Source organism: Gordonia sp. SGD-V-85 (assembly GCF_001456905.1).
GTDB lineage: Bacteria > Actinomycetota > Actinomycetes > Mycobacteriales > Mycobacteriaceae > Gordonia > Gordonia hongkongensis.
Map to the genome: position 1 here is coordinate 1 of NZ_LNQO01000038.1, position 14,661 is coordinate 14,661.

Here is a 14,661-nt window from a genome sequence, read left to right on the forward strand (position 1 = left end):
TGCATACTCACCAGGATCCCAGCCCACCAGGCAAACCCGCTCACCCCACACCGAAACGACGCCGACTATTTCAGCAGTCTCCTAATCCGAAAGAACGCCCTGCCCCTTCTCCCTGAGCTGAGGAGCGCCCGGAGCTGGCGGAGGGCCGTCACGAAGGGTCGCCCCGTCGGCGGATGCGGTGCCGGTCGGGGCGTGTCAGCGCGCGGATCTCCTCGAGGACCTCCTCCCAGTCGTACAGCACGTCGTCGTAGGTGAGGCGCATCGTCATCCAGCGGTCGAGCATGGTCATCCGGTCCCGCCGACGGTCGTTGCGGAATGCGGCTCGGTCGGAGTGGTACGACTCGCCGTCGCACTCGATGAGCAACGAACCCGTGCGGAGATCAGCGTGTTCGCGGTCGCCGATCGACGGTTGCACCTCCACGTCGAATCCCGCGGCGATGAGCCGGAGCCGGACGAGCGACTCGGTGCCGGATTGCGAACGGGCATCACATCGGTCGAACATCGCCGAGACCGCACGGGTTACACGACCCATCTCGGCCTGGAGGTCCGGGATGGTCAAGTCGGTGGCGTTGAGGACCGAGTCGACCACCGCTATCCACTCCTCGGCCGGAAGGCACCGTGCGGCGCAGCCGACCGCCACGGCGATCGGGTCGACGGCCGTCGTCACGGGGAGCGGGCGGCCGAAGCCCTGGCACCACCGGAACGGGCCGCTGGGCTTCGTGGCGGACTTCGCGTGTTTGCTGAGACGAACGTGGGTCTCGTTGTGGCCCGGCGGTATCCAAAGATCCGGCAGGCCGCGCCGCTGATGGAACCGCAGCGCGCTGATGCAGGACAGCGCACCTCCGGCCGTCACCGCGGACACGACGTGGGGGTCCGCCGCGGACGTCCGCACCCAGCCGTATCGGAGCGACGTCAGGGTCTCGGCCTTGCGCGCCTGCGCAATGGCATCGGGCGCCCAGCCCATCGCGGTCAGTTCTCTCAGCGAGTACACGCCACAATCCGAAGTCACACCTGCTTTGACGCACGGAACCGGTCGGTGGTTTCGTCAGATCGGGCCGGGTGTGGAAAGTGTTGTCCCCGTGAGAGTCGTGGGAGGGCAATATGCCCTTCGAGGTCGCTCATGGGGACGAGACTTTGACTCACCCCGCCGAGAACCGGACCGTGGTGCGGATCTGGGTGGCTCCGGGGTGGTCACAGGCGGTAGTCGTGCCGGCTTTGGGCGTGGCCAGGCGCGACGGGCCGGTTCCTAGGCTTCGTCGGGCCGGGTGTGGAAAGTGTCGTCCCCGTGAGTGTCATGGAAGGGCAATGTGCCCTCCGAGGTCGATCACGGGGACGGGGGATTTTTGGCTCACCCCGCCGAGAACCGGACGGCGGCGCGGACCTGGGCCGCGATCGCGCGCCCGGCGCCGAGCGGCCACCGGTGCATGACGTAGTCGGCGGCCGCATCGACGGAGAGTTGGCGGGTAGAGTTTCCCGCGCGCACCCAGAACTCGGGCGGGGAGTTCTTCCCGGCCCGCAGGTAGACCGGCCGCGGGGACGGTGAGCACGTCACCCGGCAGACCGGGACGTCCCCCGATCCGTCGGGCCGCGCGACCGATTCGACGGCGATGCCGACGGCCGCCGCGGTGTTCTGGCCGAGGGTCGTGGTCAGCAGATCGCGCAGCCACAGTTCGAAACGGTCGGCGTCGGGCACCTTCAGCGTGGCGAAGTCGGGTTCGAGACCGAGCGGGGTGCCGTCGTCGGCGACACCGATGAGCAGGGTGCCGCCGTCGGAATTGAGGAACGCCGACACCGTCTTGACGATCACCTGTTCCATGCGCGGGTCTTTCTCGCCGCTGCGCAGGTTGACCCGGGCGGTCGACTTGAACTCGAGCCGGTCCGATTCGCCGTCGGAGAGCAATTGCGCGACAGGGGCATTGGCTTGACGTTGCAGTCGCGCCGCGAGCAGGCCGTAGGCGCCGACCGCGATGACCGAACTGATGAGTCCCAGCACGACCGTCGTCACGCTCCACACCCGGAGGTGCTTGTCGACGAGGCCGGCGATGTAGAGGCCGAGCGCGGTGCCGAGGATCGACAGCACCATCGCCGTCGTCGCGTCGAGGCGGGCGCGTCGGCGCAGCAACCACCTGGCGACGACGCCGAACACCCACGCGACCACCAGCACCAGTACCAGCGCGGTCGCCGTCGCCCAGACCGGTACCGCGAACTCGATTCCGCCGATCGTTCCCACACAGCTTTATAGCCCGGAGCCTCGCTCAGCGCGGCTCCGGGCTACGGAAACGTCGAACTCAGACGGCGTCGCCGCCGTCGATGCTGCCGAAGTCGCCGACCTCGACGTTGCCTTCGTCGTCGACGGCGGTGTCGAAGGTGCCGTCGCCGTCGGTGTCGGCGACGGCGATGTCGGTGAGGCCGTCGGCGTCGGTGTCGGCTTCGATGATGTCGATCTCGCCGTCGGCGTTGGTGTCGTAGGCGATGGAGTCGGCCTGGCCGTCGCCGTCGGTGTCGAGGATGGCGTCGGTGGTGCCGTCACCGTCGACGTCGGTGAGTGCGGCGTCGACGGCTCCGTCGCCGTCGGTGTCGACGAGAACGGCGTCGGCGGGGATCTCGGTGCTCATGGTGGGTCCTTCCGGGGTTCGGCGCGGTGGTGCCGGGGAGTTGTGAAGTGCTTCTGGTTACTTGGAGGTGAGTCTGCCCCGGTTTGTTCCCCACGGCCTCGAAGTCGCGTCGGGATCATTCGCGGGGAGTACCCCCCGTCAGCGCAGATCGGCCAGCAACTCCGACAGGAGGGACCGCGCGCGGGAGATGCGACTGCGCACGGTCTGCAGGCCGATGCCCTGGGCCTCGGCGATCTCGGAGTAGCTGAGCTCGCCGTAGACGCGCAGCACGAAGGTCGCCCGATAGGCGTCGGGAACCTGCTCCAACGCTTCGGCGATCCGGTCGGACACGACGACCTGCGCCGCGACGTCCAGATGGCTCATCGGGTCGTGGTCGGCGATGTCGTCGGCGTCGGTGCGTTTGCGGATCCGGGCGAGCGCGGCATTGGACCCGATGCGGTACAGCCAGGTCGACAGTTGCGCGTCGCCACGGAAGTTGCCGATGGCCCGCCATGCGGCGACGAGCGCGTCCTGCATGGCGTCCTCGGCGTCGTGCTGATTGCCGGTGATGCGTAAACAGATGGCCCACAGCCGGTCTCGATGTTGTTCGACGAGCGTGGTGAAGGCCGCCTGATCGCCGGAGCGGGCGCGTTCGAGGAGGTCCGCGCCAGAGGAGGATTCGTCGATCAACGACTGCACCCGCTCATCGTAGGGTCGTGCCCCGACCATGGCAGCACATCGCGACTTTCGGTGCCGCGCAGCTCAGAAGTCGTCATCGAACGTCCCGTCCGCCACCGGGTCGACGACGGAATCCTCGTCGTCGCCGAAGACGTCGTCGGAGCTGTCTCCGAAGTCGTCCCCGAAGTCGCCACCGATCGGATCGTCACCCGCGAGGTCGGATTCCGCGGACACCTCGCCGTCGAACTCCTCGTCCGCCGGATCCGGCCCGGGTGCGGCGGTCAGGTCGGTGTCGAGTTCATATGACGGGTCGAACGCGGTTCCGACGGCGGTCTCCCAAGCGCCCTCGGGCACGCTCAGCTCGCCCGGCGGGTCGGTGTCGCGCAGCCAGTCGTCGAAGCCGCTCTCCCCGGAGCCGCTGTCATCGTCAAGGTCGTCGGTCATGGTCGTTCGCCTCCGCAGGTGTCTCTGTCATCCGGTCGACTGCCGGGCGCCGAGGAGTGATGGACAATTCTCGGCACGTACCTAGGAGTGTCGCCGAGCCCGGAATGTTCCCGCCGGATCGGAAGAAGTCTCGGGAGGTCAGATCTCGTGGAGCAGCGCATGACCGTGCGTGGTCGCGTGGAGCAGTTGCTCGACGAGGTGGGCCTGCTGGCGCCGGACCCGGCGACGATTCCCGCCCTGCGGGCCCGGCTCGCCGAACCGCTGACCGTCGCGCTCGTCGGACGCGTCAGCTCCGGCAAGTCGACGCTGCTCAACGCCCTCGTCGGGGACCGTGTCGCCCCGACCGACCGCGCCGAGTGCACCCGCGTCGCCGCGCTCTACGTCGAGGGAAACCCGCAGCGGGTCGAGGTCATCGGACTCGACGGCACGGTCACCGAACTCCCCGGACCCATGCGCGGCGACCTCGGCCGGCCACCGGAGGAGATCGACCATGCGATCGTCCACACCCCGTCCCGGTTGTTGCGCGAGCGCTTCCGGGTCATCGACACCCCCGGCCTCTCGGGTTTCACCGACACCGCCGAGATCGCGACCCGGCGGGTGTTCGGCGGGCAGAGCAGGCTGGCCCGGCCGGACGTCGTCCTCTTCCTGCTCGACGACGCCGCGGGTCCGAAGGCCGACGAAGTCGCCTTCCTCGCCGACGCCGGTGCGTCGGCGCAGAACACGATCCTGGTGATCTCCCAGGCCGACCTCATCGCCGCCGACAACCCGATGCTCAAGGCGCAGGAGATCGCTCGCCGGGTCTGGCGACGCTTCCCGGCGATCGCGGGTGCCGTGGTCGCGGTGTCCGGGCTGATGGCCGAGGCGGGCGTCTGCGGGGTCACCGAACGTGAGACCGCCCAGATCTCGCGCCGCGGACAGCTCGAGTCCTGGGAGCTGTTGACCATCCTCGACGGCGGGATGCCCGCGCCGCCGGGGATCGACGTCGACGAACTGGGCCGGCTCGAGCAACTCGTGGGCACCTATGCGATGGACGCCGGGGGTGAGATCGCGCGGCAGGGTGCACGGGCGTACAGCGAATGGCTGCACCGGGTTTCGGGTATCGACGAGTTGCGGCTGGCCATCGGCCGGCGATTCCTGGCCGTCGGCGACATCCTCAAGGCACGCACGGTGCTGGCCGCGCTGCGCGAGTCGGCCTACCGCAGTCCGCGACGCGACGTCTTCCTGGAGGCGATCGACGAGGCCGAGACGTCCCCGGCGCTGCACCGGCTCCGCGAGATCGCCGCGCTCGAGGCCCTCGCCCGGTGGCAGCCCGACAGTGAACTCGTCGGCGAGCTCAACGTCGTCGTCGCGAGTCGCGATGTGCGCGTGCTGTTGTCGTTGCCGCCGAATGCCGCACCACCGGCGATCGCGGACGCCGCGCGGCAGCGGGCCACCGACTGCCGGTCGCGGCGCGCCTTCGCGGCGACGTCGGCCGAACGGGAGGCGTTGCTGGTGCTCGAGCAGACCTATCAGCTCGTCCGGCGCGGACTGTGGGTCAACTGAGGTGACGGTGAAGGAGAGCAGACGGTGACTTCCAGCGAACCCGCCGCCATGTCCGGGGCTGGGGCCAAGGGACTCGAGAAGGCCCCGGCCAAGAGTGCGACGCCGACGCCGGAGGCGGTCCTGCGCTCGGCGATCGACGCATTGCGCAAGCACGGCGAGGACGCCATCGCCGACCGCGCGACCCGCGTCCGCGACCGACCGGCACCCCAGGGGACCGTGGTCGTCATCGGCGAGGTCAGCCGGGGCAAGAGCTCACTGGTCAACACGCTTCTCGGGGTCGGCGACCTCGCGCCCGTCGACGCCGAGATCACCACCTCGGTGTACGTCCGGTTCACCCCTGCAACCGACGACCTGCCCGCCGGCACCGCGCTCGTCGAGTTCCCCGGTGCCGCCCACCGCATCCCGGCGACCGAACTGTCCGACTGGGTGACCGTCGGCGGGCGCCGCGCGGCCGGGGTGCCGGCGGAACGTCTCGCGCCCGGCACGCCCGTCGATTCCGTTCTCGTGCCCCCGGTCTCGGCGCGGGTGGGGGTCGACGCCACGGTGCTGCCCGGCGTCACCGTCGTCGACACACCGGGTGTCGGGTCGCTGGTCCCCGAACACGTCGAGGCCGCGGTCAGCGCGGCGCGCGGCGCGTCGGTACTGGTGATGGTGTGCGACGCGACCGCACCGCTCAGCGCACCCGAACTCGACTTCCTGCGCAGTGTCAGCGAGGAGGTCGCCTCGGTGGTGCTGGTGGTCACCAAGACCGACCTCGTGATGCGGCAGTGGCGGACGATCGTGGCCGAGAACCGAAAGCTGATCGGCGCCAACGCACCTCGCTTCGCGCACATCCCGATCATCGGTGTGTCCAACCGCATCGCCGCCCAGGCCGCGGCGATCCCCGATCCGGACCGTCGTGAACGGGCCCTCGCGGCGTCGGGAGTTCCCGAACTCGTCGACGCCCTGACACCGCTGGTCCGCGACGGGGCCGCGTCGCCGGTGCGCAACGCGCTACAGCTGACGTTCGCCGGGCTCGACGACGTCCGCACGCGTCTGGTCCTGGAGATGAAGGCCGCCACCGCGACTCCCGCCGACCGAGCCGACATCGAAGCCGAACGCGACCGGCTCCAGCGCCTCAAGGATCGGCGTCGGGAATGGCGGGCGCGACTCACGCAGGACATCACCGCGGCGTCGCTGCAGACCGACGACCTCATGCGCGACCGCTTCGACAAACTGCTGGGCCAGTGGTCCACGCGTATCGACAAGTTGCGCTTCTACGAACCGCACCGGGCGGGCCAGGAGCTGATCGCGCAGATGACCGTCGACCTCGAGGCCGCCGCGCGCGAGGTGAGCGCCTCGTTCGTGGCCGGGATCGAGCGGATCGCCGACGCACTGTTCGCCGATGCCGCCATCTCCGACGAGCTGGTCGGGCAGATCGCCGGCAGCGCGGGTGAGCTCAAGCTCCGTGAGCAGGAGAAGATCTCGCCGTGGAAGAACATGGTCGACCCGATCCTGCTCTCCATCGTCGCCGCCGGCGGCCCGCTGGCGATCATCCCGGTGGTCAACGTGGTGGCGGTACCGGTGTGGGCGGGCGTCGTCGTCGGGTTCCGGGCGTCGAAGGTCGGCAAGGAGAATCACCGCAAGTGGTTGACGAAGGCGGTCGCCGACATGAAGGCCGACGTCCGGTCGCAGCTGCAGTCGATCAAGGCGCAGGCCAGCGGTGACCTGCAGATCGCCTACGACGAACTGCTCGAGCGGCTCCTCGCGGAGTCGACGAAGATCCTGAACGACGCCGCGGCCGATGCCAAGAAGTCGGCGGCCGAGCGGGAGAAGATCGCCCAGGATCTCCGCAACCAGATCATCGCGGTCGACAACGTGCGCAAGTCGATCGCCCGGGTACTTCGAGCGCCCGCCGGATGAAACCCGCTGTCATGTGTAACGATCTGCACCTGAGGAGGTGGCCACGTGGCGCAGGAGAGCAGGCGGCGACTGTGTATCGACTTCGGCACCAGCAACACCGCGGCCGCGTACCGGGTCGGGTTCGGCGAGCCGGTCATCGTGCCGCTCGGCCCGGGTGGACCCGCGATGCCGTCGGCGGTGTTCGCGGCTGACACAACCGTCGTGGTGGGTCACGACGCGGTGCAGCGGAGGTTGCAGGCACCCGACGCCTTCGAGGACACCCCGAAGTCGCGGATCGACGACGGCGAGATCGAACTCGGCGACCGGTTCTGGCCGGTCGAGGATCTGATCGCCGCCGTGTTGCGGCACGTGCACCAGACCGCGTTGCGCCACAGCGGACTGCCGATGTTCGACTCGATCGTGCTGACCCATCCGGACCGCTGGAGCGAGCGACGCAAGAACGTCCTCCGGCGCGCGGCGCAGCGGGCCGGCATCCCCGCCGACGCACTGCGTGTCGCCTCCGAATCACTCGCTGCCGCTTGGTACTACGTGTACCGCGGGCACGACGTCAGTGGTGGCGAACGGATGTGTGTCTTCGACTTCGGCGCCGGCACGTGCGACGTGGCGGTCCTCGTCCGCGACGGCGCCGAGGGATTCACCGTCACCGGGTCGGGCGGCGACAACCACCTCGGCGGCCGGGACCTCGACGCCCGGATGATCCGTTGGGTGCACGACGAGGCCGCCGAACTCGACCCCGACCTCCCGAGCCGGCTCCGATCCCCGGCCGCCGCGATCGCCTTGGCCGATCGGGTGCGGACGGCGAAGGAAGCGCTGTCCGACACCGCGCAGGCCGTCATCGAACTCCCCGGCACCCGGAACACGCTGCTGCTGACGCGACGCGAGTTCGAGGCGATGATCGGACCGTTCGTGGAGCGGGCCGTCGAGCTGACCCGGGACGCGATCGCGCGGGCCGACGCCGCGGGTATCGGTCCGGGCGGGCCGGTCATCGTCTACGTCACCGGCGGGACCAGCAGCATCCCGATGTTGCAGTCCGCGCTGTCGTCGGTCGGCCGGGTCGCCCGGATCGGCGACCCGAAGGTCGTCGTCGCGCAGGGTGGGCTCCTCCGCTCGACCAACGTCGTCCCGGGGACCGAGGCCAACAGCTTCGACGCCGGGCGGGAGACCGATCCGCGGCGGACCGTGGGCCCGGCGGTCGACGCGTCGGGTCGTCGAATCGCGTTCCCCGCGTTGCCCGGCGGTTCGGTGATCGCCGCCGTCTCGGTGCGCAACGGCCAGCCCGTACGGGCGGGGGAACCGCTGGCGACCGTCGATTCCCCGGCCGGGCGGGTGACGATCGACGCACCGGTCGCGGGCACGGTGCACGGCCTCGACCTGCGGTCGGGCGCCGCCGTCCAACCGGGTGCGGTGTTCGCGGCCGTCGGACCGGTGGACCTGCGGCCGGACCAGTGGCCGAGGCTGCATCGGATGCCCGCCGGCACATCAGTGGTAGCGGCGCGGCCCGTGACACAACCGGTCGTCCCGCAGCCCCTCGCGCCCCAGCCTGTTGCCCCTCCTGCCCACATCTCGCAACCCGGTTCGGCGCAACCGATTCCGGAACCGGGGAAGGTGAATGCGTTCGGACTGGCGGGACTCATCGTGGGAATTCTCGGGTTTCCGCTGTGCCTGGGCACGATCGTCGGCCTGGTACTCACGGTCGTGGGCATCACGCGTGCCGGTGGCCGCCGCGATGCCCTCACCACGACGGCGCTCGTCATCAACATCCTGGGCGCCGTGGCCTGGGTGGCGTTCGTCATCTGGGCGGTCGTCAGCGGCTGACCCGCGTGCCGACGCGCAGGTCGTCGGTCAGGGGTGGCTGTCGATGTCGAACTGACGCCACGCGGCGTCCCACTCTCGTGACCGGTGCCGGTCGGCGACGAGGCGTACGAGCACGGTCGAGCCCCACCAGACGAGCACGACGAGCATCACCACCCCGGCGCCGGCGATCAAGCCCTCCATCACGGCGTCCGTCGTGGTCACGGGTGGACCCACCACCGCGCCGGTGTCGTCGAGCCAGACGGTCCGGACCCGGCCGACGGCGTCGAGCGGCTCGGCGCCGACGGACGCAGTGAGCCGGTGACCGTTCGGGTCCTGCCACGCCACGGTGGTGTTCTGGCTGTCGTTCGGCACGTCGGCGCTCGGAACACCGACGCCCGGGACGCCGGCACTCGGTGCACCGATGCGTGGTTCCCCGTTGCCCTCGACGGACGTGCGAATGATGGTGGCGCTGACCGAATGTCGGGGTTCCTGGTGCTCGATCGTCGCCTTGTGCGCCGCATAGGTGTTGCCCCCGACGGTCAGGGCGACCATGAGCCCGGCGAGTGCTGCGATCCACAACATCACGAGTGTCGCGGTTTCCAGGCGGTCGGCGCGGCGGACCAGGCCATTCGACGATGCGTGCATCACGCGCCAGCAGTGGAGTTCGCGGGCGAGGAATCGCAGCATGTCCCCCTCCTGATGCCGGTCGCCCCTTACATGGTCGTTGCCGGTGGCCCGGCGGGACAGGGCCTTTGGTCCCGAAACGGGCGCAGCAACGGCGTGTTCAGTCATTCGACTCACAAACGATCCGTGCTCGGCGTATCCTCGCACTGCGCCGATGGCCGTCATCGTGTGGGGGGTGCCGGGGCGTAGGGGGTCGACTCGAGGGGCTCCGATCTCGCTCCTCGTCGGTGTCCACGATCGTCATGGTTCGACAGGTCGTCGACGGTCGTGGTCTGAGTGGAGGGGTTGACGTTGACCAGCGTTGTGTCTGTGAGCGCATCGAGACGCGGTGCGCGCACGTTTCTCACGTCGTCGGCGATCGGCGAGGCGATCGACGTCGAGGAGTCGATCGTCCTGACCGGGTACGCGGCGCTCGCCGAGAGTGCCGCGGACTTCGGGGTGACGCCGGACCTGATGCGTGAGGTCGACGCGGCCGTGCACCGGCACCGGGCGATCATCGCGCGGCTTCGGCTGATGCGAACCGAAGCCGTTGCTGCCGAACAGGTCCCGTCGCCGCACGACGAGGCGCTGGCCGCCCTGGGTCTCGGTGGTCCCGATGGTGATCCGATCGCCACGGACATCGAGCCGTCGAAGGTGGTGCGGTCGTACCGCGACGCCGACCCCGATGGTCGGCGTCCGGCGCTGGTCGCCGTCGCGTACCTGCTCGCCGCGGCGCACGCGCTGACCGACCCGACGAACTGTGGGACCGCTTCGCCCGCACTCAATCTCATGCCCCCGCCGCTGCATCGGGATCGCGCCCTCCTGGAGAAGGCGCTGACCCACGCCGTGGCGATGTCCGAGCGGGACACCCGTGCGGAGCTGGCCGCTCACGTCACCGCTGCGAGTGCCGCGTTCGCCGACGCCGGCGGCGTGACCGACCGTTCCCTCTCCGTGCTGCGGTACAACCCGTACTCGTTGCGCACCTCGTGCCGGTCGATGGGTCTGGGCGAGGTCGACATCTGTATCGCCGGCTGATCTGATCGGCCACCGGGCGCGCGGCGATTACTCTGGGCGTCGTGACCACGTCGGTTTCGCAGCGCTATCGGTGGCTCCTGCACGTCGATCTCGACCAGTTCCAGGTCGCGGTCGAGCGGCTGCGGGCCCCCGAACTGGTCGGGGTGCCGGTGATCGTCGGCGGCAACGGCGATCCGACCGAGGCGCGCAAAGTGGTCACCTGCGCGTCGTATGAGGCGCGCGACGTGGGTGTCCGTGCGGGGATGCCGTTGCGGGCGGCGCACCGCAAGCTGCCCGACGCGGTGTATCTGCCGCTCGACATGGGCGCCTACGACGCGGCGTCCGCCGAGGTCATGGACGTCCTGCGGGCCACCGGTCACCCGGTCGAGGTCTGGGGCTGGGACGAGGCGTACCTGGGGGTGAGCGCGCGCGGGGCGGAGGTCGACCCCTTCGACGACGCGGCCATCGTCGACCTGGCCGAACGGATCCGTTCGGAGATCCTCGACCGGTGCGGGCTCACGAGCTGCGTCGGGATCAGCGACAACAAGCAGCGCGCGAAGATGGCCACCGGATTCGCCAAGCGTCCGCCCGGCGGCGCGCGAAGCGGTGTCGACGCGCCGCGCGTGTTCGTGCTCGACGACCGCAACTGGCTGGAGCTGATGGGGGAGCGGCCCACTCGCGACCTGTGGAGCGTCGGGCCGAAGACGTCGGCGAAGCTCGCTGCCACCGGGATCAATACGGTGACCGAGCTGATCGCCACTCCGCGCGACGACTTGATCGCCACCTTCGGTCCGCACCAGGGCAATTGGCTGTACGTCCTCTGCCGCGGCGGCGGTGATTCGACGATCACCGCCGAACCCTGGCTGGCGCGTTCGCATTCCAAGTCCCGCACGTTCGCGACCGACCTCAGCGACGCCACCGAGATGCGCGCCGCCGCCGCGGACCTCCTGCGCGAGTTGCTCGATCAGGTGGTCGGCGAGGAACGCCTGCCGTTCCGGGTCGCGGTGACCGTCCGCACCACGACGTTCTACACCCGCACCAAGTCGAGGAAGCTCCCCGCGCCCAGCCTCGACTTCACCGAACTCGAGTCGGTGGTCGCCGACCTGCTCACCAGGTTCGACATCGACCGCCCGGTCCGCCTCTTGGGCGTACGCCTCGACCTGGTGACCGACGAGGAAGGCGCCGCAACCTGAAATGCCCCTCCGCTCCCTGATCAGAAAGAAGCGCCAGCCCCTGCTCCCGAGCCCGATGGGCGTGCTGAGCCACCGCTCCTTAGTCCAAAGAAACGACCTGCCCCTGCTCCCTGAGGAGCGCCCGGAGCTTGCGGAGGGCGCGTCACGAAGGGTCTTCGCAACCCGACTCACCAAGAACCTTCGTGACGCTCGCAAGTGGCGGGACTGTCTCGCGTACCCGCCCCGATTCGTGACCGACAGACTTCAACTCGACTCCTAGACCTCGATCGAAGTCTGCCGGTCAAGTTGAGGTCTGCCGGTCGCCGGCCCGACGTCTGCTCATAGTTGCTCTGCTCGACCCAGCGGGTCGCTTTCCACACTCCGGAGGGCGCGGCCGACTACTGCTCCCCGAGGAGGCCGGAGCTTGCGGAGGCCGTCATGAAGGGGCCTGGTGAGATGCGTCGCCGTCGCTGGCACTCCTCGCACATCATGGAGCAGGGTTTTTGCAGTCCTTTCGGATCAGGGAGCAGAAGGGACGCTCGCGGCTCGCGACCCAGGGAGCGGGGCGGGGCGGCCCGCAAGCTCGCTTCCAGGTTTCGCGGCCCCCTGCGGGCCGTGCCTGGCCCACGATATTTGACCGGGTACGGAGCCGACTGGGGTGTTCACTGTGGAGTTGTCAAGGGACGGATGCGGTCCCGGGTGTGGCCCGGGTGCGGAAGGTGCTTCGCGAAAGTGTGTGTCGGGCGTCAGGTCAGGCGGCGTCGTCGAGTCGCATGGTGCGTCGGTTGTAGGCGGGTAGTGGTCGGCGGTGCGGGTCGATGGTCGCGGGTGGGACGAGCCAGGGGTGTCGGTCGAAACCGATGACGATGTCCCAGCCGTGGTGGTGGACCTGGGTGTGGCAGCGTTGGCAGAGCAGGCAGCCGTTGTCGAGGTCGGTGGGTCCGCCGTCGGCCCACGACTTGATGTGGTGGACCTGGGTATGTGACGGTGGTGCACCGCATTTGATGCAGCAGGCGTCGCGGACGATGATCGCTTTGCGTAAGTGTGACGGATACAACCGGCGGGTGTGACCCATCTGTAGTGGTACGCCCTCACTATCGAGGATGATCTCCGTCAAGGAGCCGTCGCACGACACCTGTTTCGCGGTGGCGTGGCTGACCGTCCCGGTCCACGGCAGTGTTGCGAGGTCTCCGGTCGCGGGGATGGTCAGCATCAGTTGCGTGCGTGGGCTTCCGGCGGTGTCGATGGTCGCGCCGATCGCTGCTTGGTCGAGGATCAACTCGAAAGCGTCGGCACGGCGTTGCTCGGCGGTGCGACGATCTTCGGTGCCGTCGGGTTCGGGCCGTGGGCAGGACCGTTCGTCGATCATCGTCAGGAACTTCTCTCCCACGATCTGGGTGAGGTCGGCATGTACTTCGACGCGGCCGTCGTCGGTGGTGTGGGCGGTGACCGCGTTCAGCGATGGGTCGTCGGCCGCGGGAAGGCCGGTGTCGGAGTCGTCGGCGAGGTCGTTGGCGATCGCGCGGGCGTGTTCTAGGACCTGTGTCGGGGTCGCGCCGGACAACGCTTGTGCGATGAGGTCGCTTTCGTATTGGGATCGGTCACCGTCGGAAAGCGCCTCACCACAACGCTTGTCGATCTGGTGCATGCCTCGGACGATGGCGTCGACGATCTCGCTGGACAGCCGCCCGTCGGCGGCATGCCGCGCTGTGGCCGGCAGAGTGGGCAGGGCGTCGACACTGCGCATGGTGCGAAGAGCGGCCGCCGGGGCGTGGCCTGACTCGATCAGCAGCTTCTTGGTGGTGCTGCCGGCTTTCTGTGCGACGCCGATGCCGTCGAGTTGCGCTGCGTGCGTGACGATCTGATGATCGGCAAGGTTGCGGATCAGGCGCCACGTGTCGAGGGCGTCGAGTGTTTCTCTGCCTGTTGGGTCGTCGGCGGGCGGGCTGGTGTCGATGAGTTGATCGAGGAGCGTGGTGAGCTCTGGCATGACTCCAAGGTACCGGAACATGCGTTCGATTTCGAGGTTTCTCCACAGGCCAGAAGCTCGAATTCATCTACTGTGCAGCAATTGTCGTCGAATGAGCGCCTATTCGCGTTGACGATGCGCAGATCGTCAACAGTGGTGTACTTCAGTCAGACAGCTCTCTAGTTCTGGCGCGCCTTCGACCGACTGAGTCTGAGGTGTTTGAGCTGGTTCCCGTTGAGCAGGGGCCGCCGATCACAAAATCTCGCGCTTGACAGTCGACTTCGGGCGCGCGCGAGAGTGTAGCCGAAAACTCGTCCACCTGAGTGCGTTCGAAGGGCGATGTGCCCTTCGATCATGCTGAGGGGGACGAACTTTCAGAGTCGCCTCCGCAGGCCGGCACGCTGGGTCGTCAACCGTCGTCTACGGGCCCACACCTCAGTGTCTGCGGCCTGGCGGCCGTCGTGGCCTTCGTAAGAATTCGTTGTGCTCGGGGCGAGCCTTACCTCTGCTCCCTGAGGAGGCCGGAGCTTGCGGAGGCCGTCACGAAGGGTCCTGGTCAGTCGGGTTGCGAAGACCCTTCGTGACGCGCCCTCCGCAAGCTCCGGGCGCTCCTCAGCCTGGATATTTCACTGATGTTGCTGGTGTTCGGCGTGTGATACGCGAAAGTGCCTGTCTGCCTTGTGATTATTGATTCACCACAAACAAATAGTCACAAGAAGAAAGGCACCTCGCAGGTGAAGAATAACGTGTATCCCGAGTTGACGGTGGACCCCACGCGCACTGAGTCGGTGCTGACAACCTCGGGCGGGGTGTTACTGACGAAAACCGTGCAGGTCTCGGGCCTGGGAGCCGAGCTGACCGCGGCGATGGCGCCGTGGCGGACCGCGGC

At 68.7% G+C, this 14,661-nt stretch carries 12 protein-coding genes and 1 pseudogene; 6 read left to right on the forward strand and 7 right to left on the reverse strand.

The window, feature by feature from the left end; all coding sequences use genetic code 11:
• Positions 1 to 148: 148 nt before the first annotated feature.
• From AS181_RS23805 to AS181_RS23825, 5 genes are all read right to left on the reverse strand, one after another.
• Positions 149 to 964 carry an endonuclease domain-containing protein gene (locus AS181_RS23805; RefSeq protein ID WP_249145131.1) on the reverse strand — a complete coding sequence of 272 codons (816 nt, stop codon included), beginning with the start codon at positions 962 to 964 and terminating at the stop codon, positions 149 to 151.
• Between the two features lie 384 nt (positions 965 to 1,348).
• A complete protein-coding gene (locus AS181_RS23810; RefSeq protein ID WP_058253899.1) occupies positions 1,349 to 2,230 on the reverse strand; it encodes an AlbA family DNA-binding domain-containing protein in 882 nt (293 codons plus the stop codon).
• Positions 2,231 to 2,288: 58 nt separating this feature from the next.
• The gene (locus AS181_RS23815; RefSeq protein ID WP_058251199.1) at positions 2,289 to 2,615 is read right to left on the reverse strand and encodes a hypothetical protein; all 327 of its coding nucleotides are present in this window, start codon (positions 2,613 to 2,615) and stop codon (positions 2,289 to 2,291) included.
• Positions 2,616 to 2,753: 138 nt separating this feature from the next.
• Complete coding sequence (locus AS181_RS23820) at positions 2,754 to 3,293, reverse strand: RNA polymerase sigma factor (protein WP_058253908.1); 540 nt, start codon at positions 3,291 to 3,293, stop codon at positions 2,754 to 2,756.
• 63 nt (positions 3,294 to 3,356) lie between these two features.
• A complete protein-coding gene (locus AS181_RS23825) occupies positions 3,357 to 3,716 on the reverse strand; it encodes a hypothetical protein (protein WP_058253900.1) in 360 nt (119 codons plus the stop codon).
• Between the two features lie 159 nt (positions 3,717 to 3,875).
• Here AS181_RS23825 and AS181_RS23830 point away from each other — a divergent pair, with 159 nt between their 5' ends.
• Genes AS181_RS23830 through AS181_RS23840 form a run of 3 tightly spaced genes read left to right on the forward strand, consistent with a single transcriptional unit; the run spans position 3,876 to position 8,975 of the window.
• Complete coding sequence (locus tag AS181_RS23830; RefSeq protein WP_231742700.1) at positions 3,876 to 5,258, forward strand: GTPase; 1,383 nt, start codon at positions 3,876 to 3,878, stop codon at positions 5,256 to 5,258.
• Between the two features lie 48 nt (positions 5,259 to 5,306).
• Positions 5,307 to 7,160: a dynamin family protein gene (locus tag AS181_RS23835; protein WP_058253902.1), complete on the forward strand. Its 1,854-nt coding sequence runs from the start codon at positions 5,307 to 5,309 to the stop codon at positions 7,158 to 7,160.
• 45 nt (positions 7,161 to 7,205) lie between these two features.
• Positions 7,206 to 8,975, forward strand: a complete 1,770-nt coding sequence (locus tag AS181_RS23840; RefSeq protein WP_058253903.1) for an Hsp70 family protein — start codon at positions 7,206 to 7,208, stop codon at positions 8,973 to 8,975.
• 27 nt (positions 8,976 to 9,002) lie between these two features.
• Here AS181_RS23840 and AS181_RS23845 read toward each other — a convergent pair whose 3' ends face one another.
• Entirely contained in the window at positions 9,003 to 9,641 is a 639-nt protein-coding gene (locus tag AS181_RS23845; protein ID WP_058253904.1) for an Rv1733c family protein, read from the reverse strand.
• 306 nt (positions 9,642 to 9,947) lie between these two features.
• Here AS181_RS23845 and AS181_RS23850 point away from each other — a divergent pair, with 306 nt between their 5' ends.
• Together AS181_RS23850 and AS181_RS23855 are read left to right on the forward strand one after the other, a co-directional pair.
• The gene (locus tag AS181_RS23850; RefSeq protein WP_058253909.1) at positions 9,948 to 10,652 is read left to right on the forward strand and encodes a hypothetical protein; all 705 of its coding nucleotides are present in this window, start codon (positions 9,948 to 9,950) and stop codon (positions 10,650 to 10,652) included.
• 41 nt (positions 10,653 to 10,693) lie between these two features.
• Positions 10,694 to 11,824, forward strand: a complete 1,131-nt coding sequence (locus AS181_RS23855) for a DNA polymerase IV (protein WP_058253905.1) — start codon at positions 10,694 to 10,696, stop codon at positions 11,822 to 11,824.
• A gap of 730 nt (positions 11,825 to 12,554) precedes the next feature.
• On the opposite strand, the gene AS181_RS23865 is transcribed toward AS181_RS23855, so the two are convergent.
• Entirely contained in the window at positions 12,555 to 13,814 is a 1,260-nt protein-coding gene (locus tag AS181_RS23865; protein ID WP_058253907.1) for an HNH endonuclease signature motif containing protein, read from the reverse strand.
• 638 nt (positions 13,815 to 14,452) lie between these two features.
• Here AS181_RS23865 and AS181_RS25540 point away from each other — a divergent pair.
• Positions 14,453 to 14,661, forward strand: a pseudogene (locus AS181_RS25540) (hypothetical protein); the annotation flags it as partial.

Coding starts and splice junctions, on each gene's coding strand:
- AS181_RS23805 (WP_249145131.1), bottom strand. CDS start 964: ATGGGCTGGGCGCCCGATGCCATTGCGCAGGCGCGCAAGGCCGAGACC.
- AS181_RS23815 (WP_058251199.1), bottom strand. CDS start 2,615: ATGAGCACCGAGATCCCCGCCGACGCCGTTCTCGTCGACACCGACGGC.
- AS181_RS23825 (WP_058253900.1), bottom strand. CDS start 3,716: ATGACCGACGACCTTGACGATGACAGCGGCTCCGGGGAGAGCGGCTTC.
- AS181_RS23830 (WP_231742700.1), top strand. CDS start 3,876: ATGACCGTGCGTGGTCGCGTGGAGCAGTTGCTCGACGAGGTGGGCCTG.
- AS181_RS23835 (WP_058253902.1), top strand. CDS start 5,307: ATGTCCGGGGCTGGGGCCAAGGGACTCGAGAAGGCCCCGGCCAAGAGT.
- AS181_RS23845 (WP_058253904.1), bottom strand. CDS start 9,641: ATGCTGCGATTCCTCGCCCGCGAACTCCACTGCTGGCGCGTGATGCAC.
- AS181_RS23865 (WP_058253907.1), bottom strand. CDS start 13,814: ATGTTCCGGTACCTTGGAGTCATGCCAGAGCTCACCACGCTCCTCGAT.